Below are 24,399 nucleotides of genomic sequence, written 5' to 3' on the forward strand. Positions count from 1 at the left end.
CGGGGTTGAAGTGTCTCAGATGGCCGTCTTACACGTTTAACAGGTGTCCCATCTTCTCCTGCTTGGTTTGCAGATAGAAGCGGTCATGATCGGTGGCTTCGATCTGAATGGGTACGCGGTCGATTATCTCAAGGCCGAAGTCTTTGAGCTGATAGACCTTGTCGGGATTATTCGTGAGCAAGCGCATGGTCTTCACACCCAGGTTGCGCAAGATCTGCGCGCCGATGTAGTATTCGCGCATGTCGCCTTCGAAGCCCAAGGCAAGGTTCGCTTCGAGCGTATCCATACCTTCGTCCTGAAGCTCGTAGGCACGCAGTTTGTTCACCAGACCGACGCCGCGCCCTTCTTGGCGCATGTACAGCACGATGCCACGGCCTTCGGCTTCCACCTGGCGCATGGCCTGGGCCAGCTGCTCGCCGCAGTCGCAACGCATTGAGCCGAACGCATCGCCAGTAAGGCATTCGGAATGCACGCGCACCAGCACGTCTTCCCCATCGCCGATATCGCCCTTCACCAGCGCCACGTGATGTTCGCCATTCAGCGTGTTCACGAACACGCGCGCACGGAAATCGCCATAGCGCGTGGGCATCTTGGTGTTGGCTATCTCTGTCACGTGATTCTCGTTCTTCTTGCGATATTCCTGCAGTGCTTTGATACTGATGAACTTCAGGCCATGCTCGCGCGCTAACTCGATAAGCTCGGGCGTGCGCATCATGGTGCCGTCATCGCGCATGATCTCGCAGCACAGGCCGCATTCCTTCAAGCCTGCCAGGCGCATGAGGTCGACCGTGGCTTCGGTGTGACCGTTGCGCTCCAGTACACCATTCGGCTTTGCCATGAGCGGGAACATGTGTCCTGGCCTGCGGAAATCAGTGGGCTTCGCATCATCGGCCACCACCATGCGCGCGGTGAAGCCGCGTTCAGCCGCCGAAATGCCCGTGGTGGTGTCCACGTGGTCGATAGAGACCGTGAAGGCGGTTTCGTGGTTGTCGGTGTTCTCGATGACCATCTGCGGGAACTGGAGCTTCTTACATAGATCGATGCTCATAGGCATGCAGATAAGGCCCTTGCCATGGACCGCCATGAAATTCACGTTTTCTGTGGTAGCGAATTCGGCGGCGCAGATGAAGTCGCCTTCGTTTTCGCGGTCGGGGTCGTCGGTCACCAGGATTATCTTTCCTTGGCGCAGGTCTTCGAGCGCTTCATCGATGGTATTGAATTCGAACATGTACTCTCCTTTTCTTGGTTCGAAGCGCAGCCTTGGTTTCGGGGCTGCTTGCTGGGGTTGCCTGTTTATCAAAAGCCGTTCATCAACAGGAATTCTTTGGTGATCTCGCCGCTTGGTTGCGGTGGTGAGGACCGATCTGCGCCTTCGAACGAAAGCAAGCGCTCCACGTATTTACCGATCACGTCAGTCTCAAGGTTCACTTCGTCCCCCACGTGTTTGGTTACCAGGTTCGTTTCGGCTCGCGTATGAGGAATGACCGAAACGCTGAAGGTGGAATCGGTCAGGCGCGCTACCGTAAGGCTGATGCCGTCGATGGCGATGGAGCCTTTCAAGATGATCTGGCGCAGGATGTGTTGCGGCGCGGCGATGGTGAACCACACCGCGTTGTCGTCAGTTTCGATGCGCGCGATCTTGCCCACGCCATCGATGTGTCCCGAAACGATATGGCCGCCGAATCGTCCGTTGACTGCCATGGCGCGCTCCACGTTCACTTTGCTTCCTGCGCGCAAGCTGCCCAGATCGGATCGGTCAAGCGTTTCATGCATGATGTCGGCATCGAAAGTCTTGTTCGTGAAAGAAGTGACCGTTAGGCACACGCCATTCACGGCGATACTGTCGCCCATGTGGGCATCGCCCAGGATCTGCGGTGCCTCGATGGTGATGATGGCGCTGTTCGCGCCGCGCTTGAGCATCTTCACCGTGCCAACCGCCTCGACTATTCCAGTGAACATGGCTTCACCTCGCATTCGATCAAGATATCTTCTCCTAGTTGGGTTACGTGCGGTGTTGAGCACTGGAAGGCATCGCTCGGTAGCGCTACCCCACTGCCCTGCACAGGGCTGGGTGCAGCTGAACCGCCGAAGATCTTGGGCGCGATATAAGCCTGGATGCGATTGGCAAGCCCCTGGGAAAGCACCGACCAAAGCAAGGTGGCACCGCCTTCCACCAGCACCGAGTCGATGTTTCGCTCGGCACCTAAATAGGTAAGGACCGCCTGAAGATCCACCGTGCTTCCTTGGGTAACGAAGACCTCGCAGCCAGCAGCTTCAAGAGAGGCGACCTTTTGGTCAGGGGCATCCTGGGTCACTGCGATAACAGTGGGCACATCCTTCGCGCTTGCCACGATCCTGGAATCGAGCGGGATGCGGGCTTTTGAGTCGATCACCGCGCGCAAGGGGTTCTTGGTCTTACGACCAGGAATGCGACAGGTAAGTTCGGGATCGTCAGCCAACACCGTGCCGATGCCTACCATGATGGCCGCAAAACGATGGCGGTCTTCATGCACCTTGGCGCGGGCTGCATCTGAAGTGATCCACCGCGACGCACCTGTTTTCGTGGCGATCTTACCATCAAGGGTCATAGCATATTTCACCACCATGAAGGGAAGCTTGGTGCGTATATAGTGGAAGAACACTTCATTGAGCGCGTAGCATTCATCAAGCAGCACGCCTTCAGTAACTTCGATACCCGCCTGGCGCAACAACTCGAAGCCTTGGCCCGCGACCAAAGGATTCGGGTCGGGCGCACCCACTACTACACGCGCGAGCTTCGCTTCGATGATCGCTTCCGTGCAAGGCGGGGTCTTGCCCCAGTGACAGCACGGCTCGAGCGTTACATAGATCGTGGCTCCAGTGGGGTCTTCCGTGCAAGCCGCCAGAGCCTCGCGTTCAGCATGGAGCCTGCCGAAAGCCGTATGCCAGCCTTCGCCGATGATGCGACCATCCTTCACCACCACGGCACCCACCATGGGGTTCGGATTCGTCCAACCCGCTCCGCGCTTGGCCAGCTCGAGCGCGCGAGCCATGAATCGCTCGTCAGTAAGCTGCGTATCTGTTATTGGTTCGCCTATCAAAAACACCTCCCTGTTCTACGATGACTCCCTAGAGCTTGGCTGTGCGCCATTCGCACCAGCCAAACACTCTTCAGAGCTCGCGAAACAAGAAGGTGTTGCCTTCTACGCAATATCAAAGCAAACAAAAAACCCTGAAACATAACGTTCCAGGGCATCGCTGCACAGTATTGCAGTACTGATCTTCTTCCATCCAGACTTTACTGTCGGTTTCGGAATTGCACCGAATCTGCGATGTGGGCTTCAAGCCGAACAACGCTCGCGGACTTTACCGCCGGTCGGGAATTTCACCCTGCCCTGAAGATTGTATTGAATTGTTATAGGTCAACTATAGCGCAACTCGCACGTGCGTCAATGCGCTCATCCATGACCGTATCGAACGCGGCTGCGTTCGTGGATGGGCTAATACAATACAGGCCTTGTATCTGATATATGCTACTATTCAAGTATCAATTAACTTCGATGATAGGAGAATCAATGGAACCCAAAGAGCAGCTTGCTGAAGTTATGAAGAACACCTCGCTCATTGCGCTGGCAACTTCGGTCGAAGACACCCCGAACGTGCGTATCATGGACATCTTCTTCGACGAGAAGCGCAACGTGGTGGTCTTCCCCACCTCTTCCCTTTCACGCAAGATCAAGGAATTCGAAGCCAACGACACTGTTGCCTTCACCACCATTCCGCAAGGCCCTGGCCCCGTTGTGCGTGTTGCGAATGCCACCGTTGCTAAGAGCGACTGGTCCATCGACGAGATCAAGGATACGCTCCTTGCTCATCGCCCGGGCTTTGAGATGATGCTCAAGGGCTTCGGCGAAAATGTTGCGGTTTATGAGATCGCCTTCAACATGGCAGTTATTGCCGAAAAAGGTCAGAAGACCATCGTCGAGCTCTAAGGGCCCTCTATCTGCGCTATCCCGATGAAAGCTAGCATGTCATTCAACTTCAAGCCCTGGCATTATTGCTGGGGCTTCTTTACGGGCACAAACATGAAGCTCGTCCTAGAGGCTCGAACTAACGCATAAAGCTGACCTGCCCCCAATCTGTCTCGGCACTTTGGGACCTGTCCCCAATCTGTCCCGGACAGAATTGAACCCGTCCCCAATAAAAAGACCCGCTGGGAAGGCGGGTCTTTTTATTGGTTGTTGTCGAGTGGAATTTACTCGATGGGGCTGGTGAGGTCCTTGGAACCTTCGACGCGGCCTTCGAGATACTTCCAGTAGTTGTCGACGTCTGCCTGGATCTCTTCCAGAATGTGCTCGTTGCCGGGCTTGAAGAGATGCTTGAAGCGACCCTGGGGCTTGAGGAATTCCGTGACCGGAATCTGGTTCTTCTCACGAACCGGGGTAAGCTTCCACACGCCATTCTCAACCTCGAACAGCGGCCAGAACTTGGAGTTCACGGCCAGGCGGCAGATCTCGGCGGTGTCGCCAGAATCGATACGCCAGCCACGCGGGCACGGAGCAAGGATGTTCAGGAATGCCGGACCGTCAACAGCGATAGCCTTTTCAGCCTTGTTGACCAGGTCGCGCCAGTTACCAACGGTAGCCTGCGCAACGTAAGGCACGCCATGAGCAGCGATGATGGAGGTGAGGTCCTTACGAACCTGGGCCTTGCCTTGTTCGACCTTACCAACTTCAGAGGTGGTTGCCCATGCACCCTTCGGGGTTGCAGAAGAACGCTGGATACCGGTGTTCATGTATGCGCCGTTGTCGTAGCAGACATAGACGATGTCGTGACCGCGCTCCATCGCGCCAGAGAGCGACTGAAGACCGATGTCATAGGTGCCACCGTCGCCGCCGAATGCGACGAACTTGATCTTGCGATCGGCAGGGATCTTGCCTGCGCGCTGAAGACCACGATATGCTGCTTCGACACCAGAGATGGTGGCGCCAGCATTAGCGAACGCATTGTGGATGAACGGAACATTCCATGCATTGTCAGGATAGATGGTGGTGGAAACTTCCAAGCAACCGGTAGCGCTTGCGCATACTACGTCGTAGTCGTTGGAGCCCATGAGCACCTGGCGAACTGCCATGGATGCACCGCAGCCGCCGCACAGACGATGGCCAGGAGCCAGTTCATCAGGGCGAGCAGAAAGTTCTTTAATATTAGCCATTTCGTGCCCCCTTTAACCTTCGATACCCATGTAGGTGATCTGGTCGGTGCCGCCATTTTCAAGGTCGGTGAAGACCTGCTTGATCTGCTCGAGCGTGATGTCTGCACCACCGAGACCAGCAACGTAGTCAGAAACCGGAGCGGTAACGCCATTACGCACGAGTGCGCTGCGCACTTCGAGTGCAAGCGGTGCGGAAGGCGAACCGAAGGAATCGCTGCGATCGATGACTGCAACAGCCTTGGCATTCTTGCATGCTTCGGCAACCTGCTTAGCCGGGAACGGACGGAAGACGCGCGGACGAACAACGCCCACCTTCTTGCCTTCTTCACGAAGCTTGCGAGCCTCGAAGCGAACGTTACCTGCGTTGGAACCCAGGCATACAACGATATAGTCAGCATCTTCGCAGCCCCAGGTATCGACGATGTCGAACGGACGACCCGTGATCTTCTCCCATTCCTTACCATGCTTCTCGATCGCTTCCATAGCGTTGTCGAGAGCACGACGCTCGATGAGCTTCTGCTTCATGTAGTCAGGACCGAGCGTTGCGAACATGCCCTGACCGACCGGATTGTCCGTGTCGAGCAGCGGATAGAGCGGCTTGTAGTCGCCCACGAACTTCTCGACCGTTTCGTCCTCTTCGAGCACGCACACGTCCATAGCGTGAGTGGTAACGAAGCCATCAAGGGTGGTGAGGACGGGCAGCAGCACGTTGGGATCTTCAGCAACGCGGAACGAAACAACAGTGTTGTCGTAAGCTTCCTGAGCGGTCTCTGCGAAGAACATGACCCAACCGCAGTCGCGAGCAGCCATGATGTCGGAATGATCGCCGTGGATGTTGATCGGAGAAGACAGAGCGCGGTTCGCGTTAGCCATGACGATGGGGCAACGCATGCCAGCTGCGATGTGGAGTTCTTCCCACATGTAGGCCAGACCCTGGGAGCTGGTTGCGGTTGCGACGCGAGCGCCTGCAGCAGAAGCACCGATGCACGCAGAAAGTGCGGAGTGCTCGGATTCTACGGGAACATATTCAGTGTGAACGCGGCCGTCAGCTACGAACTTGTCGTAGGTTTCGACGATCGTGGTCTGAGGAGTGATAGGATAGGCAGCCATGACGTCGGGCTTAGCCTGACGGATAGCCTCTGCAACCATCTGGTTGCCAGTAGCGGAAAACTTCTCTGCCATGGTTTACTCCCCTTCCTTTTCTTCGGCCAAAGCTTCAGCTTCGGAGATGAGCTTCAATGCATCGAACTTGCATTCTTGCACGCACACACCGCAGCCCTTGCAGTGGTACAGGTCGATACCGGTCATTTCGCCATCCTTGACTTCGATGGATGAGTCGGGGCAATAGACCCAGCAGAGCATGCAGTTGGTGCATGCTTCAGCGTCCCAGATGGGGCGCATGGAGCGCCAGCCGCCAGTGAAGCACTTCACGGACGTGCCGGGCTTGGGGCAAACGTAACCGGTAGGGAAATCGGAAAGATCCCAGTTATCGTAGCCATCATAGTCGAATCCAGCGGTGCCGCTGTAAGAGATCTGTTCTGCCATTACTCGTGCACCTCCTGATAAGCGCGATCGGCGGACTCGAGGTTCGCATCGATCATTTCCTGGCTGAACTTCTTGCCGAACGTGAGGATGAGGCGTTCCTTGACCAGGTCGATCGGGAACAGGCCTGCAACCTTAGCAAGCGCGCCAACGATAGGAGTGTTTGGCATATCTTTCTTGATGGTAGCCAAAGCGATGCCGGTAGCATCGACGGTCGCGACCTTCATGGAAGCAGGTGCGTTCACTGCTGCACGTGCCTCTTCGGGGGTCATGGTGGTGTTAAAGATGATGATGCCGTCTTCAGGCATACCTTCAGTAACATCAGTAGAATCGAGCAACGTGTCGTCCAAGACGATTACGATGTCGGGATTCAGAATGTTGTTGTGAACTTCGATGGGGTCGCTGGAAATACGGGTGTACGCTTTCAGGGGCGCACCAGTACGCTCGGGACCATATTCGGGCATAGCCTGAATGTAGTTACCCTGGAGCATTGCCGTATCTGCAACGAGCTTCGCTGCCGTAACCGCGCCCTGACCAGCGCGTGCATGCCAGCGAATTTCGGTCAGCTGTGACATACCTCTCCTCTCAACTTAGGCCGCGTTAGAATACGCCTGTCCATTGTACCAACCATCCCTGTGCAAACCGAGGTGGTTCTGGGCTTTAATGCACTAATTCGGTAAAAGGGGCGGGCGTTTCTTGGAGCCGCGGAGGGGATCGGAGACGTGCGAAAGAGAGCTTAGGGCGATGTGAATGGATACAGCGCTCTTCCATTGAAAATGAATGGAGAATGCCGAAAGAGGATTGCCGCTATTTCCAGAAGACGACCATCTCGACAAGATTCTGATAAGCCCAAGGATACGCTTCAGAGAGCCAACCTGTTTCGGGGACGAAGCAGATGAGCAGCGAATATAACAGGCTTATGGCGACCAAAGCCATCAGGCCATGCTGACAAACCTTGTACATGCGGGAGGGATGATCGATGGCTTCGTTAGCGATGAAGCACAAGAGCACCACTGCTGCCAAGAACAGGAAGCTGAAGTCTGCATAGTAGCGCTGAAGGATGCCGGCCATCTGCGCATCTAAGAGCGCTACCACGAAGCCAGCGATGATCATGATGAGGATCACTCCCGCGACCGTACGCGTAGAGCGCTGCTGGACACGGAAGCTGAGCAGGCGCTTGGCGAAGAAGAGCACCCACAGCACGGGCAGGCACAGGAAGATGCCGCCAAAGGTCACTTCTTTCACGGTCTGACCAATATAAGTGGTAGCGAATGGCGCAGGTAGCAGCCACGGGAATACGCCGTCAGTAGAGGGCGTTTGCAAGAAGTAAGCGAAGAGCGCTGGGAAGAAGCGGCCGAATACCGTACCGCGCTGGGTCATGTCGTTGAGCGTGAGGTTATAGTTCGCTCCGAAGTTCGTGAATGAACCGAATCGTGCGTAGTTGTAGAGCATGATGCCTGCAGCCACCACGATGTAAGGCACGATAAGGCAGGCGAATTCGCGAATGCCCTTGGGGGTGGTGATGTAGCGTGTAGTGATGAACTTGCGCCAGAACAGCGGGAAAGCCAAGAGCGAGAACACTAGGAACTGCGGACGGCAGGCTACCACCAACGCCATGCACAGCGAGCCTGCCAGGTACCACTTCCCCGCCCGTTCGCTGGTGCGACCGCGCATCCAGAAGTAGAGGCCCCAAACCACCAGCGCCAGCGCCATGATGATAGGCAACGAATAGAACGTAGGGAACTTCGCCAGATAGAGCATGCCCGAGCAGAAGACGAGCGGTATCTGGAGCAACAGGAATAAGCCAAGGCTGACCCGTTTGAAATGGTAGCGCGCGAACCGATGGAGCAATGCCGTACAGCCCATGATGAAGAGGATGCAACAGATGAGCACGCCGATAGCCGTGGGGAAGTTCGCCCCTGTGAGCAGATAGAACGGCAGATAGAACACTAACACGGGCAACACGCCGAAATAAACGTAATAGTGACCGTCGTAATAGGCAACATCGAAGAGCACCTCTTCGCCCGTTGCTTTCTGGAATTCATCTCGGGCAGATTTGTCGTAGGGGTTATCCATCTGCACGAGCCATTCAGGTGGCTCCTCTTCAAGATAGAGCTCGCCGCGGGTCATGGCTTTGGCAAGTTCAGCATATTGCTGAGCATTATCGCCACCAACCTCGAAGACCGTGACAGGCGACTTGCCATCCCATGAACCTGAGTTGTAGCTCGATGTGGCAACACCCACCAGATTGGAACCCATCAGCAAGAAGCTCGAGACCAGCATGATCTCGACCACCATGGCACCGATGATCCCCGCCTTGGCCTTGCGTTGGTCGTTCACGATGAAGATGCGATAGATGGCAGAGCGAGGCCTGAAGCAATACACCAGCAATAGCAGCCCTAGCACGATGGCGAAGCGGATCGGATTGAAGAAGAATGGTTCAGGCGCATTGATGGTGAGTGACTTCAATACCAGCGGATAGGTCGTTTCGTTGTCGCCAAAGTCGATCCGCAGATCATCGACATAGCCAGTGGTCTCCAGGTAGATATATTGGCTTTGCCAATTGTTGGTCGCCACATCCACAAGGGGGATACCGGCAGTGAATTCAGTGTCGTAGAAATAGGATTGATGGGCCGAGTCGGTGAAGTTGATCTGGATGGGCACCGTTTGCGCTGGTTGCGACTGGTCGAACTCAATATGGATGTTGCGCACTTCCTTATTCAGGTCATGCACTTCGAACACATGATTCGCCGCAGTGATGCGATAGGATTCGCCTTTGGTCTCAGTGAATTCCAGCTGATCATCGAGTGAGAAGGTCTCGTATCCGCTCGAACGGAAATGATTGATGTTGAACAGGAAGGTTTCCAGACAGAACGCAACGAGCACGATGATGAGGATGTTTCGCAAGAGCTTCAAACCCTTATCGAACGCATCGCGGTGCTTGTTTATGTGATAGTTCAGATCCATGTGACCCTATTTTAGAAGAACTCCCATACAAACAAAAGCAATGATGAGGATGTAGGAACTCTGCGGCTGCAAGGTAATCGTGCATAACTTACCCGTTTCGCTGTTCGCCTTCGGCTCATGCGCTCCACTGCCTCATGCACTGGTACGCGAATTCAGCTTTGCTGAATTCTAATTTGCAGTGCAGTGATCAGAGTAAGTTCTGCGCGCTCACCTTACACCCGCAGCGCCGCGCATCTTTTAAGAGTCGAAGATGCGAACCAAACCAGCAAAAAGCCCTCAGCGCTTCATGCTGAGGGCTTTCGGGATTCAAGTTCGACAGCCTTACCTTGTGTCCGCAGCACGCTAACCGCTTAAAGATTCAGTGCCTTCTGTACGTCTGCGAAGACCACTTCAGGATCTTGGTCGCCGTTGATCTCGACGAGCAGATCGCAACCACGATAATAGTCGATCAGCGGAGCAGTGGAGCTTTCATACACATCAAGGCGATTGCGCACCGTAGCTTCATTGTCGTCGTCACGCTGATACATCTCGCCACCGCACTTGGGGCATACTTTGTCCGCTTCAGTGCCGATGTAACCACAGTCGCGGCAAACACGACGAGAGGTAAGACGACCGATGATGACTTCCTTGTCCACATCAACGAGCAACGCTGCATCGAGCGGGCGATTCAGCTCAGTAAGCTCAGAGCTGAGCGCTACAGCCTGAGTGGAAGTACGGGGGAATCCGTCAAGGATGAAGCCCTCCTTGGTGTCGTCGTCCTGAAGACGCTCCTTCACCAGACCGATGACCAGTTCGTCAGGAACAAGGTCGCCAGCATCCATGTACTTCTTGGCTTCAATGCCCAATGGCGTCTGGTTCTTGACCGCCGCGCGAAGAATGTCGCCAGTGGAGATGTGAGCGAAACCATACTTGTCGACCAGCTTCGCGGCCTGAGTGCCTTTGCCTGCGCCAGGAGCACCCAACAATACGATATTCATTACGTAGTCCTTTCGATCGCTAATTCATATTCTAGCGAAAACCTTATACGAACAACCCTTCTCCACACATTCGTAAGGAAGTATGAAGAAGGGCTTGAAGTTCGATGGTCCCCTGCTTTGGGGATGAGCTGCTCTTACTTGAAGAAGCCGTCGTAGTTGTACATCTTCAGCTGAGATTCGATCTTGCTCATGGTGTCGAGCGCAACACCGATCATGATGAGGATCGACGTACCGCCGAATGCCTGGATCAGGGTGTTGTTCGTGAAATAGAAGAAGATCGAAGGAACGACCGCGATGATAGCGATGAAGATCGCACCTGGCAGCGTGACGCGACGGAGCACGTTCTTGATGTACTGCACGGTATTCGCACCAGGACGAATGCCAGGGATGAAGCCGCCTTGCTTCTGCAAGTTCTCTGCGGTGTCGTTCGGATTGAACACGATAGACGTGTAGAAATATGCGAAGAACACGATGAGCAGCGCGGTCATGATCCAGTTGACCGGGCCAGCAGAGATGGCATTCGCAACGGTGTTCAGCCAATCGATGTTGAACAGCGCAGCGATCTGAGCCGGGAAGTAGATCAAGCAGCTTGCGAAGATGATAGGGATAACACCAGCAGCGTTGATCTTCAGCGGCAGATAAGAGCTCTGGCCACCCATGATCTTGCGGCCCTGAACACGCTTAGCATAGCTGACCGGGATACGGCGCTGAGCACGTTCCACGAAGATGATCGCCGGGATACATGCCAGAACAATAAGGAGGATGATCGCGGTGGTTGCGATACCCATGCCCAGATCAGACTGGAGGTTGACCGACGAGAAGATCGCGGAAGGAACCGATACGACGATGGAGGTGAAGATGATCAGCGACATGCCGTTGCCCACACCGCGCTGGGTGATGAGCTCGCCCATCCACATGATGATGGCCGTGCCGACCACCAACGTGAAGACCACGAGGAAGTCGCTCAAGAAGCCAGGGACTTCAGGATTGAACACGATGCCATAGGAGGAGGACTTGAACAGCAGCAAGTAACCAATAGCATTGATAAGACCCAGGCCGAGCGTGAGATAACGCGTGACCTGCGTGATGCGCCTTTTGCCTGTTTCGCCTTCTCGTGCCCAACGACCAACAGCCGGGATGACACCCTGCATCAACTGCATGATGATCGATGCGGTGATGTAGGGCATGATGCCGAGTGCGAACACTGAGAAGTTCGACAGAGCACCACCCGTGAAGAGGTCGAGCATCGCCATACCAACGCCTTGTTCGGAGAACGCGTCAGCGAACGCATGGAACGGAATACCCGGAACAGGGATATATGCGCCTAATCGATAGAGCGCCAGGATGCCGAGCGTAAAGAAGATCTTGTTCCTAAGCTCGGGAACCTTGAACGCTTGAACCAGCGAGTTTAGCAAGCCGTCTCTACCTTTCCTCCAACTGCTTCGATCTTAGCGCGTGCAGAAGCAGAAACCTTATCGACACGGACGGTGAGCGCCTTGGTGATCTCGCCATCGCCGAGCACCTTGATAGGAGCATCGGGATCCTTGACGATGCCAGCTGCATAGAGCGTATCGCCATCGACCAGGTCGCCCGCCTTGAACTTCGCATCGAGACGAGAAACATTCACCGGAACATACTCAACACGGTTGAAGTTGCGGAAACCAGGGAGCTTCGGCAAACGACGTGCGAGCGGGGTCTGACCACCCTCGAAGCCTGCACCCTTGCCGCCACCAGCACGAGATTTCTGACCATTCATACCGCGACCAGCGGTCTTACCATTACCAGAGGCAGGGCCACGGCCAACACGCTTGCGGCTACGCTTGGAGCCTTCAGCAGGTTTGAGATCTTTGAGTTCCATTCTTTCTCCTTTTCGCTATCTCTGCCCCTTAGTGAAGCAGAGGCCGACAGCTCGCAGTCGGCAGACTAATAATAGAGGTTCGGCCCGCGGGATTGCGGGCCGGGATATGAGCTATTCAGCTTTTGCGTCAGCCTTGGGCTTCGCTGCCTTTGGCTTGGCAGCTGCCTTAGGCTTTGCGGGAGCCTTCTCCTTAGCTTCAGCCTTGGGCTTTGCTTCGGCTTTAGGCTTCGCTGCTGCTTTAGCCTTAGGCTTTGCAGCGGCCTTCTTCTCGCCCTTGATCTCTTCGACCTCGACGAGATGCTTGATCTTGAAGATCATGCCACGGACGCAGGGGTTGTCGACCTGGTCCACGCTGCGGCCAATCTTGCCCAGACCCAGAGCCTTCAGGGTGCGACCCTGATCGTACTTCTTGCCGATCGCGCTCTTGACCTGAGTGATACGGAGAGTCTTCTTAGCTTCTGCCATTAGTTCTTCTCCTTCCAGCCGTAGATGTCGGACACGGACATGCCACGACGCTTCGCAACTTCCTCGGGATCCTGCATTTCCTGAAGACCTGCAGCGACCGCCTTGACGATATTCATCGCATTATCGGTACCCAAGGACTTGGTGAGAACGTCGGAAACACCAGCGAGCTCGAGGACCGCACGAACGGGGCCACCAGCGATAACGCCAGTACCAGGAGCAGCGGGCTTAAGAAGGACCTTACCAGCACCATAGATGCCCAGGACCTCATGGGGAAGGGTCTTTTCCGGCGTCAGAGGAACAGTAAACATGTTCTTCTTAGCGTCTTCGATACCCTTGCGGATCGCGATGGGCACTTCCTGGGACTTGCCCATACCGATGCCAACACGACCGTTGCCGTCACCGACAACGACCAAAGCGGTAAGAGCGAAACGACGACCGCCCTTGACTACCTTGGAAACACGATTGATGTAGACAACACGTTCTTCGAGTTCAGGAACGTTTGCCTGGTTTTCTTGCTTACGAGCCATTTACGTTACCCTCTCTTAGAACTTCAGGCCTGCTTCACGGGCACCGTCGGCAACTGCCTGGATGCGGCCGTGATAGAGGTTACCGCCACGGTCGAAAACAACTTCCGTGACTCCCTTTTTCTGTGCCATCTTACCGATCAACTTACCAAGCTCAGAAGCGCCCTCAACGGTAGCGCCACCCTTGCCGGTCTTCTTGAAATCGGGACCCAGGGTCGAGATAGCACAGATGGTCTTACCTGCGACATCGTCGATGACCTGAGCGTACATGTTCGAATTCGAACGAGTAATGCAAAGACGTGGACGTTCAGCCGTGCCAGAGATCTTGCCGCGAACACGCGTGTGGCGGCGACGCAAGCCGGCTTGTTTCTTTTGAAGTTTCTTCATGCGTAATTCCTTCTATCCTAGCTTATGCGTCTACTCAGACTTAGCAGCCTTACCAAGCTTGCGGCGTACGTATTCGCCTTCATAGCGGATACCCTTGCCCTTATAAGGTTCGGGCTTGCGCCACTTGCGAATGTCAGCTGCAACCTGGCCAACCTGCTCTTTGCTGATGCCGTTGACGATGATCTCGGTCTGGCTGGGAACCTCGAAGGAGATGTTCTCAGGTGCGGCAACGATGACCGGGTGGGAGAAGCCAAGCTGGATCTCCAGGTCCTTGCCCTTGAGCGCAGCACGATAGCCAACGCCGACCAGTTCGAGTTTCTTGGAATAGCCTTCGGAAACACCCTGCACCATGTTAGCGATGAGGGTACGGGTAAGACCATGGAAGCTCTTCGCTTCACGGGTGTCGTCAGGACGCTCGACGATGACCTCGTTATCAACGACCTTGATGTCCATCATGTCGTTGAAGGTACGGGTGAGCTCGCCCTTGGGGCCCTTGACGGTGACGGTGTGACCATCGACCTTGACCTCGACACCGGAAGGAATAGCGATGGGCATTTTACCAATACGTGACATTGTATTCCTCCCTTCTTACCAGATATAAGCAATGACTTCGCCGCCAACGCCATTCTTGCGAGCGTCGCGGTCTGCCATTACGCCTTTACTTGTGGAAATGATCGCAGTGCCCAAGCCACCGAGAACACGAGGAAGCTCGTCCTTGCCTGCATAGATACGCAGACCAGGCTTGGAGATGCGCTTGATGCCACGGATGGTGCGCGCCTTCTTCTCGCCGTACTTGAGGGTGATCTCAAGGATGTCGCGAGGAGCAGCTTCGACCACGTCGTAGCCAGTGATGTAGCCCTCTTCTTGCATGATACGGGCAATTTCGACAAGCTTTTTGCTCGACGGCATGGAGACCGTCAGCTTGCCTGCAGAATTCGCATTACGCACACGCGTAAGCATATCTGCAATAGGATCATTCATGCTCATTGTTTTGTTTCTCCTTTGTTCGTGATGAGACGAAAAGCCGGTTCGTGGACACCCTTAGTGCTCACGCCTTGACTCTCGACACTCAGCACGTGACGTCGTCTTAACTGATTTCTTACCAGGAAGCCTTGGTCACGCCGGGAAGTTCGCCCCTGTTAGCGAGCTGACGAAGACAGATTCGGCACAGACCGAACTTGCGGTAGTAGCCGTGAGGACGGCCACAGCGGCTGCAGCGGTTGTGGTGCCTGGTCGAAAACTTCGGCTCACGCTTTGACTTGGCGATCATCGATTTTTTAGCCATTCAAACCCTTCTTTCTTATTTACCAACTCTTGTGAGTTTAGGCATTCTTCTTGAACGGGAAGCCCAGGGCATCGAGAAGTGCCTTGGCGCCTTCGTTATTGTCTGCGGTGGTAACGAACGTGATGTCCATACCGCGGGTGTGATCCACCTTATCGTACTCGATTTCGGGGAAGATCAGCTGCTCGTTGAGACCCATGGTGTAATTTCCACGGCCATCGAAGCTGTTGGGGTTCAGACCACGGAAGTCGCGCACGCGCGGCAGCGCGGTGGACATGAGTCGATCGAAGAACTCCCACATGCGGTCGCCACGAAGGGTGACCTTGCAACCGATCGCCTGACCTTCGCGCAGATGGAAGCCTGCGATAGACTTCTTAGCGCGCGTGATCATGGGTTCCTGACCCGTGATGACACGCATGTCTGCCAGCGCGCCGTCGAGCAACTTGGAGTCGCCAGCAGCACGACCGACGCCCATGTTCACGACGATCTTATCGAGACGAGGGATCTGGTTGACATTGGAGAGTTCGAGCTGCTTATAGAGCTGGTCACGAACCTCTTTGTTGTACTTTTCCTTCAAACGAGGAGTAGCCATTGTATGCTTACCTTTCTTCGATGAATTAAACGCAGGATTTCCGACCCTGCGTCCCTCGGGATCTTCCCAAGGGTCATAGCCCTTCCCTTCTCGGCAGGTCCAGGAAGAGCGTCGTTGTTGATAGGCTCAACAACGAAAACCACAAGATTTAAGAGTAAAAGTTCTGAGGTGCTTCTTATAGGCGCGTCATTGAACCGAGTTGGCTAAGGCCAACGAAGTGTTCGATGAAAGCGCCTAGAAGAAGTGCATCCAGCGCTTTTAGTCCAGATCTTTGCCGCATTTATTGCAGACTCGAACCTTCTTGCCATCCTCACGACGCACGTTGATGCGCGTAGGAGCCTTGCAAGAGGGGCAGATGACCGAGACATTGGAAACGTGAATGGGTGCTTCCATCTCGGAGATGCCACCTGAAGGGTTGGCCTGAGTTGGGCGAAGGTGCTTCTTGACGACGTTGACCTTCTCGACGGTGACGCGCTGCTTCTGAGGATAGGCTGCGAGAACCACACCTTCAGCGCCCTTGTCCTTACCAGCGAGAACCTTTACGCGGTCGCCCTTCTTGACGTTCATCTTAGTCATGTCTTTAACCCCCTTACAGCGTTTCCGGTGCCAAAGACACGATCTTCATGTACTTCTTATCGCGAAGCTCGCGGGCCACAGGGCCAAAGATACGAGTGCCGCGAGGAGCGCCATTAGCGTCGATGACCACAGCAGCGTTCTGATCGAACTTGATGTAGCTACCGTCTGCGCGACGAACTTCCTTCTTCACGCGAACAACAACGCAGCGTACGACCTCGCCCTTTTTGATGTTGCCGTTCGGCATTGCCTCTTTGACGCTGCAAACGATGACATCACCAAGACCAGCATAGCGGCGCTTCGAGCCACCAAGGACCTTGATGCACTGCACTTTGCGAGCGCCGGAGTTATCGGCAACGGCAAGCATGCTCTGCATTTGAATCATTGCTTATCCCTTTCGATGATCTAAGCGGTTTCCGCAGTACGGAACTACTTAGCCTTCTCTACGATCTCGAGGAGACGCCAGCGCTTCATCTTGGACAGAGGACGGGTCTCCATGACGGTTACGATGTCGCCCACGCCCGCTTCGTTGTTCTCGTCGTGTGCGTGGAGCTTCTTGCTGCTGTTCACCATCTTGCCGTAGACCGGATGAGGCTTACGCTCGGTGATCTCTACAACGCAAGTTTTGTCGCCAGATGCGCTTACAACGGTGCCCTGGCGAACTTTGCGAGAATTGCGTTCTTCAGCCATTATTCTCTACCTTTCTTACAGTTCGCGCAGGTCTATGCGCTCATCTCACGGGCGCGCATCTCGGTTTGGATGCGAGCAATGTCTTTCTTGACTTCCTTGACACGAGCCGTGTTGTCGAGCTGGCCCGTTGCCATCTGGAAACGCAGATTGAAAAGCTCTGCGCGTGCTTCTTGGAGCTTCGACTGCAGATCGTCAGCCGAGAGCGCGCGGATTTCTGCTGCTTTCATTATTCCTGCCCTTCTTCACGCTGGACGATCTTGCACTTGATGGGCAATTTGTTGATAGCGAGGCGCAGTGCTTCACGTGCGGTCTCTTCATCAACGCCGTCGATCTCGAACATGATACGGCCAGGCTTCACCACAGCTACCCAGCCTTCTGGGTTACCTTTACCCTTACCCATGCGGGTCTCAGCGGGTTTCTTGGTGATGGGCTTGTCGGGGAAGATGGTGATCCAAACATTACCAGTACGGTTCATGCGACGGGTCATAGCGATACGAGCAGCCTCGATCTGACGGTTGGTGATCCAATGACGATCGAGCGCCTGGATGCCCCACTTGCCAAAGTTCAGCTGGGTGCCGCCCTTGGCGTTACCCTTCATGGAACCGCGCTGTACCTTACGATGCTTGACGCGCTTTGGTACTAACATTATTTATCACCCCTGTCGTTGTTGCGACGACGGCCGCGATTAGGACGAGATGAACCTTCCAGTGCAGGCTGAGGAGCCTTCTGACCAGGAAGGACATCACCGTGGTAGACCCATACCTGGATGCCGATCGAACCCATGGTGGTTGCTGCGGTAGCGAAACCATAGTCGATCTTGGCACGCAGGGTGTGCAGCGGCACGCGACCTTCGCGGTACCACTCACGACGGCTCATCTCAGCGCCACCGAGACGACCGGAGCACTGGATACGGATACCCTTTGCGCCGCTCTTCATGGCGGACTGGACTGCCTTGCGCATAGCGCGACGGAATGCAACACGATTCTCGAGCTGCTCTGCGACGGACTGAGCGATGAGCACAGCGTCGAGTTCCGGACGCTTCACCTCGACGACCTCAACGGAAACGGTGCCATTAGCGATGGTGTTGAGCTTCTTGCGCAGTGCGTCGACCTCTGCACCCTTCTTACCGATGACAACGCCCGGACGGGACGTGGTGATGATGATCTTGATCTTGTCGCCAGCGCGCTCGATCTCTACACGAGACACGCCTGCGTGGGCGAGCTGCTTGTCCAGGAACTTGCGGATAGCCAAGTCGTTCTCAAGGTTCTTCGCATAGTCCTTGTCTGAATACCAGCGGCTGCGCCAATCTTCCGTGATACCGAGGCGGAAGCCGGTAGGGCTAACTTTCTGACCCATACTATGCCTCCTCTCCGTTAGATACGATGATGGTGATGTGGCTGGTGCGCTTGCGGATGCGGGATGCGGAGCCCTTTGCGCGCGGACGAATGCGCTTCATGGTGGGGCCTTCGTCTGCATAGCATGCGCTCACGACGAGCCTATCGGGATTGGTGAGACCCTTCTGAGCTGCATTAGCAACAGCAGAATTGAGGGTCTTCTCGATGATCTCTGCTACAGCACGATTGGTGAAGCGCAGGGTCTCCTGAGCCTTCACCACGTTCTTGCCGCGAATCTGATCGAGCACGATACGTGCCTTACGAGGTGAAACGCGTACGTAGCGAGTTACTGCTTTAGCTTCCATGTTTCACCCTTTCTTATTTGTCGTGTCCGCGGAAGGTGCGGGAAGGAGCGAATTCGCCCAACTTGTGACCAACCATAGACTCGGTTACATAAACTGGTACGTGCTTGCGACCATCATGAACAGCGATGGTGTGACCAACCATTTCAGGGAAGATGGTGGACGAACGAGACCAGGTCTTGATGACGTGCTTTTCGCCCGCTTCGTTCATCGCCACAATGCGATCAAGCAGACGCGGCTCAACATAAGGGCCCTTTTTCAAACTTCTACTCAATGTTTCTCCTAAAACCTAAGCGCTACTTCTTGCGACGACGGATGATGAGACGGCTCGAAGCCTTCTTGGGGTTACGCGTACGGTGACCCTTGGTAGGAACGCCCCAAGGAGTAACAGGATGACGACCTGAGGACTTGTTCTTACCTTCACCACCACCGTGGGGATGGTCGACCGGGTTCATAACAGTACCGCGAACGCTCGGGCGGATGCCCTTCCAGCGATTACGGCCAGCTTTACCGATCTTGATGTTGCCATGTTCAGCGTTGCCAACTTCGCCGATAGTAGCGCGGCAGGTAACGAGAACGCGACGCATCTCAGAAGAGGGCATGCGCAGGATGGCATAGTCGCCTTCCTTACCCATGAGCTGGATGCTGGTGCCAGCGGAACGAGCGAGCGCTGCACCGCGGCCAGGCTGAAGCTCGACTGCATGGACGAGCGTACCAACAGGGATAGCAGACAGCGGCAGAGCGTTGCCGGGCTTGATGTCTGCTTCAGTGCCGGAGATGATAGTGTCTCCGACCTTCAAGCCACGAGGATGAAGGATGTAGCGCTTCTCGCCGTCTGCATAGTGGAGCAGAGCGATGCGAGCAGAGCGATTCGGATCGTATTCGATCGTGGCGACCTTAGCAGGAATGTTGTCCTTGTTGCGCTTGAAGTCGATCACGCGATAACGGCGCTTGACGCCGCCACCCTGATGACGAGTGGTGATGCGGCCGTTGTTGTTGCGGCCAGCCTTCTTGGGCAGAGGACGCAGCAAAGACTTTTCCGGAGTGGTGCTGGTGATATCAGCAAAATCCGAAACAGTCTGGAAGCGCCTGCCGGGGCTCGTGGGCTTGTACTGTTTAACTCCCATTTTTTTCCTTTCTGCGGGGTAAGCCGAATTGCTCAACCCTTTTCCTGTGTGTGGACTCCATCACCGCCTGGGATCTTTTGGGAGAAAGAACCGACGATTCCGAGTTTCCACGCGTCCGGGTGTATCCATACAGAGTCAGACGCAAATGAAAAGTATAAAAGTGTTGCGGGTCGGTTTCAAGAATTAATTTCGCCTGTGCACCGTACGCGGTGAGCGGCATCATCCTGGGCTGCGGCTGCAGGGTAAGGGTGCATGATTTACCCGCTACCCTGCTCATGATTGGGGACGGGTTTATCGCCAGGGGTCTTCTTCGAAGATGGGGCGAGTGTCGGGGACATCAGCATAGGGATGATAGCCGTCATCATCCTCCGTGATGTCGCGAAAAGTGGAAGGTGTTTCGCTCTTCTTGGAATCGAGCGGCTTGGTGACTGGTTTTAGTTTGTAGGGTTTTTCTTCGGTCATGGGCTACTCGGGTTTGATAGCTTTCATGCGGAGGCGGACGTAGTCGGCGTGCCAGGTTCCGTCTACGTAGAGTTCGGATCGGATGGCTTCTACGGCTTCTTGGATGAGGGTGCCTTTTTCTTGCTCGTTCATTTCTTCGAACGAGTTGGACTGGAAGAGGGTGATCCAGTCGGCGAGGCCGTTCTCCCCTGCCAAGGGCGTGAAGCGGTCGAAGAGCGTTGCGAAGACCACCTTGAAACCGGCATCTTCGAGCATGGCAGCGTAATCACCGATGCTCGGGAAATATTTGTCAACGGTGTATGCCCTGTTGCGCTCTTTGAAGGCTTCTTCGAGAGCACTATGGATGAGCTGCGCGTTTCCGACACCGCCGCATTCGAAGACGAATTCGCCACCAGGCTTGAGCGCACGGAAGACCGAAGCAAGCAGGGCTGGCTGGTTCTTCTTATCGATCCAGTGGAGCACGGCGTTGGAGAAGATGGCATCGACAGGCGTATCGAGCGTGAAGTCGATGGCATTCGCGTGGATGAGATCAAGACCTGGATGTGCCTTACGTGCTGCAGCGAGCATCTCGGCAGAATCGTCAAGGCCGATAGCCTGATATCCCGCCTCTGCGAGCGCCTGGGTGAGCGCACCGTTGCCGCAGCCCAGATCGAGCACCGTTGAACCCTGAGGTACATCAAGGAGCCCTAGAACATCCTGACCGTACTGGTGCACGAAGGAGAAGTTCTTCTCGTATTCGTTCTCATCCCATGTGATATTCATCGCGATCCCTTCTTCACTATCTTTAGTATACGTGGACACTTCAGGGTCTCGCCTTCGAAGGAAGAATTTTTTGGTAGGCTTGTACTATCCTATCGAACGCTGGGAGCTCAAGATCGCCACGCTGCACGACATAGCTCGCCGTATCAACTCCGTCGATTCGACGCGGAAGATCACGGCCACCATGGAGATGGTCGCGAAGACGAAGATCTATCGGAGCGCGCGCAGGGTCGCTCGTGCGAAACCTTATGCGCGATTCATGCGCGAGATGCTCACCAATATGGCTGACCGTTACGACGAACCAGTGCCGCTCGCAACGCCTCATGACGAAACTAAGCGAGCGATGATCATCGTGATAACTTCCGACCGTGGACTATGCGGCCACTTCAACAATGACGCGATCCGTCTTGCTGAGATGCGTATTCGCCATTGCCAAGAAGCGAGCATCGAATGCGATCTGATCCTGTGCGGAAAAGTGGCGGTCAACTATTTCAAATATCGTGGGTTCGAGCCCATCCAATCATTCACGGACCTTTCGGCATCCCCTACTGTCGAACAGGCTGACGGCATTGCAGATTACCTGGTTAGAAGCTATCTTGCCAACACGATCGATGAAGTGTATGCGATCTACAATCATCATCGCGGAGCGCTTGTTCAGATCCCTGTGGAATGGAAGCTGATGCCCATCGATATGGCGGCGTTCGACCCACATCATGTCGATTTCGGCCTGGGCGGCATCAGTGACCGCGACCCGCGCCTTAAGCACATGATGGGTCGCATCAACTATGAACCGAGCAGAGAATATGTGCTCGAGCGATTGTTGCCTGAATACCTTGCGGGCTATATCTATTACATGCTCATCAATTCTGCAGCCGGCGAACAGGTCGCGCGCCAAGTAGCTATGCGTAGCGCCACCGACAACGCTGATGATATCCTTCGTGAACTGCGATTGGTCTACAACCATGTAAGACAGGATTCGATCACCACCGAACTGAATGAGATCGTAGGCGGTGAAGAGGCCCTGGCTGAAACGCTGTTGCAGAAAAAGGGCAAACAGAGGTAGGAGCGTTGCGCCCTTGGCCTGCCTGAACGTCTACTGGGACAAAGGAATATCGGTCTCGCGTCCTTCGCGCAAGACTCCCATCATCTCACATAGACAAATTGGGGGCGTAGCCCTTTTTGTCCACTCGCCTATTCGCATACTGGGTTATGGGGAAATCGGTTTCGCGGTGGTCGCGCAAGACTCCCATCATCTCGCGGGTGAGCGAATGGTCGTTGTCAGTGAGCAGCATGTCACGATCGATCCATTCAGCCATGGAGAGCTCGTGTTCATCAAGGATGATCTCGGGGGAGCCATCGAGTTCGCAGAAGAATCCGAAGAGCAGCGAATTCGAATCGGGCCAAGGCTGGCTCTTGTAGTAGCGCAGGTTCTTCACACGCAAGCCAACCTCTTCCATCACTTCGCGATGCACAGTCTGTTCGACCGTCTCGCCCATCTCGCAAAAGCCTGCTACCAGGGCATAATTCGCATAAGGTCGACCAGCGTAGCGGGTGGCCAGCACCTTGCCATCGGAGCGTGTGATGCCCACAATAACCGCTGGATAGAGCTTCGGGAAGGTCATGTTGTTGCATACAGGGCAACGCATCATGCGCTCGGTATGGTCGTGTTCGTTCTTGGTACCGCAGCGCCCGCAATACTGCGCCGTGCTGTACCAGACCCAGTACTCGAATCCCACCGTGAGCGCGAACCGCACCGGCTTCGGCTGATAGTCAACAAGCTTAGGAAGTACGATGAATTCCCAGCCTTCTTGGTCTGCAAGCTGGTCGATCACGGCTTCGGAAAGGCGCGCAAAGAAGTAGGCATCATCACCTACCGAGAACGCATAGAGATAGCGCGTCTTCTCTTCAGCGGCCGAATCCTTCGCGGTAGGTTCTTCAGTCGCAGGATCATCGAGCGTTGCGCCTTCGGTCGCTGGATCGATACCAAGATCAGCGAAGGTGGGTGCGAAGATGGCGTCGCCCTCGATGCGGGCAAGTACTTTGCGCTCTCGATACACCAAGACCTTGTCTTGCGCAGTAGCCTTACGGATGGTGAAATCGTTATTGTAAGTTGCCGGTGAAATATCGTGCAGCACGTGCTCTCCTACCTTCAAGTTCCTTCATCTTCATTATAGAACCCTTGTCGAGAGCTAAGATGCGGCCTGGCACGCTTGCCCAACTCTGGCACTTTTCTGTCTGACACCAGGTGTGGACAAAAAGGGGGCTGCCCCCTTTTTGTCCCGAAGTGTCCGGGACACTTCGGGACCTGTCCCCTCTCTATATTTGAAAACCCCCTGGAGGAAGCCTCGCAGGGGGTTTGGTTCAAGCTTTGAAACGCTGTTATTACTGAGCGAAGATCTCGATGGTGTCGCCTTCAGCAAGCGTGACCATTGCCTTCTTCCAGGTACGCGTATTGCCAACCTGATAGCGAACGCGCTTGGGCTTGGACTTGACGTTCAGGGTGTTCACCTTGAGCACCTTCACGTCGAAGATCGCTTCGATAGCCTGGCCGATCTCGACCTTGTTAGCGTCCTTAGCAACCTCGAACGTATAGACGTTCTCGTCCATCATGTCGTAGGAGTGTTCCGTAATGATAGGACGGATGATTACCTCGCGGGGATCCTTCATTATGCAAGCACCTCCTCGATGTGGTTAAGAACAGCGCTCGTCACAACGAGAGCCTTGTTGTCGATGAAGTCGTAGGTGTTCAGCTCGGAAGAAGCGAGCACGCGAACTCCAGGGATGTTACGGAAAGAAAGATAACCGTTCACGTTGTCATCTTCCAGGATGAGCGTGATGCGCTTGCCATCGAGACCAAGCTTCTTGAGCATCGCTGCTGCTTCCTTGGTGGATGGCTTGTCGAACTTCACCTGGTCGAGCACGACGAATTCGCCGTCAGCGAGCTTAGCGGAGAGCGCAGAGCGCATAGCCAGCTTGATGACCTTCGCCGGCACCTTGAACGCATAGGAACGAGGATGCGGACCGAAGACCGTACCGCCGCCTGCCCATTGAGGAGCGCGGATGGTACCCTGACGAGCACGACCAGTGCCCTTCTGGCGCCAAGGCTTCTTGCCGCCGCCGCGGACCTGACCGCGGGTAAGGGTGTTGTGGGTGCCAGCACGACGTGCAGCACGCTGGGAACGAACCACTTCATGCATCGCGTGCATGTTCGGCTCGATCTCAAAAACCGTAGCGACGAGTTCGGCGTCTCCCGCCTTCTTGCCGCTCGTGTTTTTAACTTCAATAGTAGCCATAATGTATAAAC

33 protein-coding genes, 1 pseudogene and 1 riboswitch are annotated in these 24,399 nt (G+C 55.0%); of the genes and pseudogenes, 2 read left to right on the forward strand and 32 right to left on the reverse strand.

From position 1 onward, the window contains the following. Positions 1–28: 28 nt before the first annotated feature. The 3 genes from NFR25_RS00145 to ribD all read right to left on the reverse strand — a co-directional run bounded on the left by NFR25_RS00145 (position 29) and on the right by ribD (position 3,080). Entirely contained in the window at positions 29–1,228 is a 1,200-nt protein-coding gene (locus NFR25_RS00145) for a bifunctional 3,4-dihydroxy-2-butanone-4-phosphate synthase/GTP cyclohydrolase II (RefSeq protein WP_251197225.1), read from the reverse strand. Between the two features lie 68 nt (positions 1,229–1,296). Next, positions 1,297–1,959 carry a riboflavin synthase gene (locus tag NFR25_RS00150; protein ID WP_251197226.1) on the reverse strand — a complete coding sequence of 221 codons (663 nt, stop codon included), beginning with the start codon at positions 1,957–1,959 and terminating at the stop codon, positions 1,297–1,299. After that, complete coding sequence (gene ribD / locus NFR25_RS00155; protein WP_251197227.1) at positions 1,944–3,080, reverse strand: bifunctional diaminohydroxyphosphoribosylaminopyrimidine deaminase/5-amino-6-(5-phosphoribosylamino)uracil reductase RibD; 1,137 nt, start codon at positions 3,078–3,080, stop codon at positions 1,944–1,946. The genes NFR25_RS00150 and ribD overlap by 16 nt, the downstream gene beginning before the upstream one ends. 174 nt (positions 3,081–3,254) lie before the next feature. Beyond that, positions 3,255–3,386, reverse strand: a riboswitch (FMN riboswitch). A gap of 168 nt (positions 3,387–3,554) precedes the next feature. Here ribD and NFR25_RS00160 point away from each other — a divergent pair. Beyond that, complete coding sequence (locus tag NFR25_RS00160; RefSeq protein ID WP_251197228.1) at positions 3,555–3,971, forward strand: pyridoxamine 5'-phosphate oxidase family protein; 417 nt, start codon at positions 3,555–3,557, stop codon at positions 3,969–3,971. A 263-nt stretch (positions 3,972–4,234) separates the two neighbouring features. Here NFR25_RS00160 and NFR25_RS00165 read toward each other — a convergent pair whose 3' ends face one another. The 26 genes and pseudogenes from NFR25_RS00165 to NFR25_RS00290 form a co-directional block, all read right to left on the reverse strand. After that, complete coding sequence (locus NFR25_RS00165; protein ID WP_251197229.1) at positions 4,235–5,194, reverse strand: thiamine pyrophosphate-dependent enzyme; 960 nt, start codon at positions 5,192–5,194, stop codon at positions 4,235–4,237. Positions 5,195–5,206: 12 nt separating this feature from the next. Beyond that, positions 5,207–6,376, reverse strand: a complete 1,170-nt coding sequence (porA, locus tag NFR25_RS00170; RefSeq protein WP_251197230.1) for a pyruvate ferredoxin oxidoreductase — start codon at positions 6,374–6,376, stop codon at positions 5,207–5,209. Between the two features lie 3 nt (positions 6,377–6,379). Beyond that, positions 6,380–6,739 carry a 4Fe-4S binding protein gene (locus NFR25_RS00175; RefSeq protein ID WP_251197231.1) on the reverse strand — a complete coding sequence of 120 codons (360 nt, stop codon included), beginning with the start codon at positions 6,737–6,739 and terminating at the stop codon, positions 6,380–6,382. Further along, positions 6,739–7,311 carry a 2-oxoacid:acceptor oxidoreductase family protein gene (locus NFR25_RS00180; protein WP_251197232.1) on the reverse strand — a complete coding sequence of 191 codons (573 nt, stop codon included), beginning with the start codon at positions 7,309–7,311 and terminating at the stop codon, positions 6,739–6,741. The genes NFR25_RS00175 and NFR25_RS00180 overlap by 1 nt, the downstream gene beginning before the upstream one ends. A 232-nt stretch (positions 7,312–7,543) precedes the next feature. Beyond that, positions 7,544–9,703 (reverse strand): glycosyltransferase family protein, encoded by a 2,160-nt coding sequence (locus NFR25_RS00185; protein WP_251197233.1) that lies wholly within the window; start codon positions 9,701–9,703, stop codon positions 7,544–7,546. 350 nt (positions 9,704–10,053) lie between these two features. After that, positions 10,054–10,680, reverse strand: a complete 627-nt coding sequence (locus NFR25_RS00190; protein WP_251197234.1) for an adenylate kinase — start codon at positions 10,678–10,680, stop codon at positions 10,054–10,056. Between the two features lie 134 nt (positions 10,681–10,814). Then, positions 10,815–12,095, reverse strand: coding sequence for a preprotein translocase subunit SecY (secY, locus tag NFR25_RS00195; RefSeq protein WP_251197235.1), 1,281 nt, complete (start codon positions 12,093–12,095; stop codon positions 10,815–10,817). Further along, positions 12,089–12,538, reverse strand: a complete 450-nt coding sequence (rplO, locus tag NFR25_RS00200) for a 50S ribosomal protein L15 (protein ID WP_251197236.1) — start codon at positions 12,536–12,538, stop codon at positions 12,089–12,091. The genes secY and rplO overlap by 7 nt, the downstream gene beginning before the upstream one ends. A gap of 276 nt (positions 12,539–12,814) precedes the next feature. Then, positions 12,815–13,003, reverse strand: a pseudogene (gene rpmD / locus NFR25_RS00205) (50S ribosomal protein L30); the annotation flags it as partial. Further along, positions 13,003–13,530, reverse strand: a complete 528-nt coding sequence (gene rpsE, locus NFR25_RS00210; RefSeq protein ID WP_251197237.1) for a 30S ribosomal protein S5 — start codon at positions 13,528–13,530, stop codon at positions 13,003–13,005. The pseudogene rpmD and the gene rpsE, both read right to left, overlap by 1 nt. A gap of 15 nt (positions 13,531–13,545) precedes the next feature. Continuing rightward, the gene (gene rplR / locus NFR25_RS00215; RefSeq protein WP_251197238.1) at positions 13,546–13,914 is read right to left on the reverse strand and encodes a 50S ribosomal protein L18; all 369 of its coding nucleotides are present in this window, start codon (positions 13,912–13,914) and stop codon (positions 13,546–13,548) included. Between the two features lie 30 nt (positions 13,915–13,944). Next, positions 13,945–14,487 carry a 50S ribosomal protein L6 gene (gene rplF, locus NFR25_RS00220; protein WP_251197239.1) on the reverse strand — a complete coding sequence of 181 codons (543 nt, stop codon included), beginning with the start codon at positions 14,485–14,487 and terminating at the stop codon, positions 13,945–13,947. Between the two features lie 15 nt (positions 14,488–14,502). Beyond that, positions 14,503–14,901 carry a 30S ribosomal protein S8 gene (rpsH, locus tag NFR25_RS00225; RefSeq protein WP_251197240.1) on the reverse strand — a complete coding sequence of 133 codons (399 nt, stop codon included), beginning with the start codon at positions 14,899–14,901 and terminating at the stop codon, positions 14,503–14,505. 112 nt (positions 14,902–15,013) lie between these two features. Next, positions 15,014–15,199: a type Z 30S ribosomal protein S14 gene (locus NFR25_RS00230; protein ID WP_251197241.1), complete on the reverse strand. Its 186-nt coding sequence runs from the start codon at positions 15,197–15,199 to the stop codon at positions 15,014–15,016. A 37-nt stretch (positions 15,200–15,236) separates the two neighbouring features. After that, on the reverse strand, positions 15,237–15,788 hold the full coding sequence (rplE, locus tag NFR25_RS00235; protein ID WP_251197242.1) for a 50S ribosomal protein L5: 552 nt from the start codon (positions 15,786–15,788) through the stop codon (positions 15,237–15,239). Between the two features lie 258 nt (positions 15,789–16,046). After that, positions 16,047–16,364, reverse strand: a complete 318-nt coding sequence (gene rplX / locus NFR25_RS00240; protein ID WP_476726946.1) for a 50S ribosomal protein L24 — start codon at positions 16,362–16,364, stop codon at positions 16,047–16,049. Between the two features lie 13 nt (positions 16,365–16,377). Then, a complete protein-coding gene (gene rplN / locus NFR25_RS00245) occupies positions 16,378–16,746 on the reverse strand; it encodes a 50S ribosomal protein L14 (RefSeq protein WP_251197243.1) in 369 nt (122 codons plus the stop codon). A 44-nt stretch (positions 16,747–16,790) separates the two neighbouring features. After that, on the reverse strand, positions 16,791–17,051 hold the full coding sequence (gene rpsQ, locus NFR25_RS00250) for a 30S ribosomal protein S17 (RefSeq protein WP_251197244.1): 261 nt from the start codon (positions 17,049–17,051) through the stop codon (positions 16,791–16,793). A gap of 32 nt (positions 17,052–17,083) precedes the next feature. Next, positions 17,084–17,278 carry a 50S ribosomal protein L29 gene (gene rpmC, locus NFR25_RS00255; protein ID WP_251197245.1) on the reverse strand — a complete coding sequence of 65 codons (195 nt, stop codon included), beginning with the start codon at positions 17,276–17,278 and terminating at the stop codon, positions 17,084–17,086. Then, positions 17,278–17,697: a 50S ribosomal protein L16 gene (gene rplP, locus NFR25_RS00260; RefSeq protein WP_251197246.1), complete on the reverse strand. Its 420-nt coding sequence runs from the start codon at positions 17,695–17,697 to the stop codon at positions 17,278–17,280. The genes rpmC and rplP overlap by 1 nt, the downstream gene beginning before the upstream one ends. Beyond that, complete coding sequence (gene rpsC, locus NFR25_RS00265; protein WP_251197247.1) at positions 17,697–18,407, reverse strand: 30S ribosomal protein S3; 711 nt, start codon at positions 18,405–18,407, stop codon at positions 17,697–17,699. Before rpsC ends, rplP begins: the two co-directional genes overlap by 1 nt. A 1-nt stretch (position 18,408) precedes the next feature. Then, entirely contained in the window at positions 18,409–18,750 is a 342-nt protein-coding gene (rplV, locus tag NFR25_RS00270) for a 50S ribosomal protein L22 (protein ID WP_251197248.1), read from the reverse strand. 13 nt (positions 18,751–18,763) lie between these two features. Further along, on the reverse strand, positions 18,764–19,021 hold the full coding sequence (gene rpsS / locus NFR25_RS00275; RefSeq protein WP_251197249.1) for a 30S ribosomal protein S19: 258 nt from the start codon (positions 19,019–19,021) through the stop codon (positions 18,764–18,766). Between the two features lie 22 nt (positions 19,022–19,043). Beyond that, a complete protein-coding gene (gene rplB / locus NFR25_RS00280; protein WP_251197250.1) occupies positions 19,044–19,874 on the reverse strand; it encodes a 50S ribosomal protein L2 in 831 nt (276 codons plus the stop codon). A 291-nt stretch (positions 19,875–20,165) separates the two neighbouring features. Continuing rightward, a complete protein-coding gene (locus NFR25_RS00285) occupies positions 20,166–20,336 on the reverse strand; it encodes a hypothetical protein (protein WP_251197251.1) in 171 nt (56 codons plus the stop codon). Positions 20,337–20,339: 3 nt separating this feature from the next. After that, positions 20,340–21,098, reverse strand: coding sequence for a class I SAM-dependent methyltransferase (locus tag NFR25_RS00290; RefSeq protein WP_251197252.1), 759 nt, complete (start codon positions 21,096–21,098; stop codon positions 20,340–20,342). Between the two features lie 70 nt (positions 21,099–21,168). Here NFR25_RS00290 and atpG point away from each other — a divergent pair, with 70 nt between their 5' ends. Then, positions 21,169–22,158 carry an ATP synthase F1 subunit gamma gene (atpG, locus tag NFR25_RS00295; RefSeq protein ID WP_251197253.1) on the forward strand — a complete coding sequence of 330 codons (990 nt, stop codon included), beginning with the start codon at positions 21,169–21,171 and terminating at the stop codon, positions 22,156–22,158. 85 nt (positions 22,159–22,243) lie between these two features. Here the strand turns inward: atpG and nudC are convergent, their stop codons facing one another. The 3 genes from nudC to rplD all read right to left on the reverse strand — a co-directional run bounded on the left by nudC (position 22,244) and on the right by rplD (position 24,388). After that, entirely contained in the window at positions 22,244–23,230 is a 987-nt protein-coding gene (gene nudC, locus NFR25_RS00300; protein ID WP_251197254.1) for an NAD(+) diphosphatase, read from the reverse strand. A 247-nt stretch (positions 23,231–23,477) separates the two neighbouring features. Continuing rightward, a complete protein-coding gene (rplW, locus tag NFR25_RS00305) occupies positions 23,478–23,762 on the reverse strand; it encodes a 50S ribosomal protein L23 (RefSeq protein ID WP_251197255.1) in 285 nt (94 codons plus the stop codon). After that, positions 23,762–24,388 (reverse strand): 50S ribosomal protein L4, encoded by a 627-nt coding sequence (gene rplD / locus NFR25_RS00310; RefSeq protein WP_251197256.1) that lies wholly within the window; start codon positions 24,386–24,388, stop codon positions 23,762–23,764. The genes rplW and rplD overlap by 1 nt, the downstream gene beginning before the upstream one ends. Between the last annotated feature and the right edge of the window lie 11 nt (positions 24,389–24,399).

It is taken from the genome of Anaerotardibacter muris, assembly GCF_943192915.1.
GTDB lineage: Bacteria > Actinomycetota > Coriobacteriia > Coriobacteriales > Eggerthellaceae > Anaerotardibacter > Anaerotardibacter muris.

What these genes read in the sequence shown, in the direction of transcription:
- NFR25_RS00145 (WP_251197225.1), bottom strand. Translation starts at nt 1,228, where the DNA reads ATGTTCGAATTCAATACCATCGATGAAGCGCTCGAAGACCTGCGCCAA.
- NFR25_RS00150 (WP_251197226.1), bottom strand. Translation starts at nt 1,959, where the DNA reads ATGTTCACTGGAATAGTCGAGGCGGTTGGCACGGTGAAGATGCTCAAG.
- NFR25_RS00160 (WP_251197228.1), top strand. Translation starts at nt 3,555, where the DNA reads ATGGAACCCAAAGAGCAGCTTGCTGAAGTTATGAAGAACACCTCGCTC.
- NFR25_RS00165 (WP_251197229.1), bottom strand. Translation starts at nt 5,194, where the DNA reads ATGGCTAATATTAAAGAACTTTCTGCTCGCCCTGATGAACTGGCTCCT.
- porA (WP_251197230.1), bottom strand. Translation starts at nt 6,376, where the DNA reads ATGGCAGAGAAGTTTTCCGCTACTGGCAACCAGATGGTTGCAGAGGCT.
- NFR25_RS00175 (WP_251197231.1), bottom strand. Translation starts at nt 6,739, where the DNA reads ATGGCAGAACAGATCTCTTACAGCGGCACCGCTGGATTCGACTATGAT.
- NFR25_RS00180 (WP_251197232.1), bottom strand. Translation starts at nt 7,311, where the DNA reads ATGTCACAGCTGACCGAAATTCGCTGGCATGCACGCGCTGGTCAGGGC.
- NFR25_RS00185 (WP_251197233.1), bottom strand. Translation starts at nt 9,703, where the DNA reads ATGGATCTGAACTATCACATAAACAAGCACCGCGATGCGTTCGATAAG.
- NFR25_RS00190 (WP_251197234.1), bottom strand. Translation starts at nt 10,680, where the DNA reads ATGAATATCGTATTGTTGGGTGCTCCTGGCGCAGGCAAAGGCACTCAG.
- rplO (WP_251197236.1), bottom strand. Translation starts at nt 12,538, where the DNA reads ATGGAACTCAAAGATCTCAAACCTGCTGAAGGCTCCAAGCGTAGCCGC.
- rpsE (WP_251197237.1), bottom strand. Translation starts at nt 13,530, where the DNA reads ATGGCTCGTAAGCAAGAAAACCAGGCAAACGTTCCTGAACTCGAAGAA.
- rplR (WP_251197238.1), bottom strand. Translation starts at nt 13,914, where the DNA reads ATGAAGAAACTTCAAAAGAAACAAGCCGGCTTGCGTCGCCGCCACACG.
- rplF (WP_251197239.1), bottom strand. Translation starts at nt 14,487, where the DNA reads ATGTCACGTATTGGTAAAATGCCCATCGCTATTCCTTCCGGTGTCGAG.
- rpsH (WP_251197240.1), bottom strand. Translation starts at nt 14,901, where the DNA reads ATGAGCATGAATGATCCTATTGCAGATATGCTTACGCGTGTGCGTAAT.
- NFR25_RS00230 (WP_251197241.1), bottom strand. Translation starts at nt 15,199, where the DNA reads ATGGCTAAAAAATCGATGATCGCCAAGTCAAAGCGTGAGCCGAAGTTT.
- rplE (WP_251197242.1), bottom strand. Translation starts at nt 15,788, where the DNA reads ATGGCTACTCCTCGTTTGAAGGAAAAGTACAACAAAGAGGTTCGTGAC.
- rplX (WP_476726946.1), bottom strand. Translation starts at nt 16,364, where the DNA reads ATGACTAAGATGAACGTCAAGAAGGGCGACCGCGTAAAGGTTCTCGCT.
- rplN (WP_251197243.1), bottom strand. Translation starts at nt 16,746, where the DNA reads ATGATTCAAATGCAGAGCATGCTTGCCGTTGCCGATAACTCCGGCGCT.
- rpsQ (WP_251197244.1), bottom strand. Translation starts at nt 17,051, where the DNA reads ATGGCTGAAGAACGCAATTCTCGCAAAGTTCGCCAGGGCACCGTTGTA.
- rpmC (WP_251197245.1), bottom strand. Translation starts at nt 17,278, where the DNA reads ATGAAAGCAGCAGAAATCCGCGCGCTCTCGGCTGACGATCTGCAGTCG.
- rplP (WP_251197246.1), bottom strand. Translation starts at nt 17,697, where the DNA reads ATGTTAGTACCAAAGCGCGTCAAGCATCGTAAGGTACAGCGCGGTTCC.
- rpsC (WP_251197247.1), bottom strand. Translation starts at nt 18,407, where the DNA reads ATGGGTCAGAAAGTTAGCCCTACCGGCTTCCGCCTCGGTATCACGGAA.
- rplV (WP_251197248.1), bottom strand. Translation starts at nt 18,750, where the DNA reads ATGGAAGCTAAAGCAGTAACTCGCTACGTACGCGTTTCACCTCGTAAG.
- rplB (WP_251197250.1), bottom strand. Translation starts at nt 19,874, where the DNA reads ATGGGAGTTAAACAGTACAAGCCCACGAGCCCCGGCAGGCGCTTCCAG.
- NFR25_RS00285 (WP_251197251.1), bottom strand. Translation starts at nt 20,336, where the DNA reads ATGACCGAAGAAAAACCCTACAAACTAAAACCAGTCACCAAGCCGCTC.
- NFR25_RS00290 (WP_251197252.1), bottom strand. Translation starts at nt 21,098, where the DNA reads ATGAATATCACATGGGATGAGAACGAATACGAGAAGAACTTCTCCTTC.
- rplW (WP_251197255.1), bottom strand. Translation starts at nt 23,762, where the DNA reads ATGAAGGATCCCCGCGAGGTAATCATCCGTCCTATCATTACGGAACAC.
- rplD (WP_251197256.1), bottom strand. Translation starts at nt 24,388, where the DNA reads ATGGCTACTATTGAAGTTAAAAACACGAGCGGCAAGAAGGCGGGAGAC.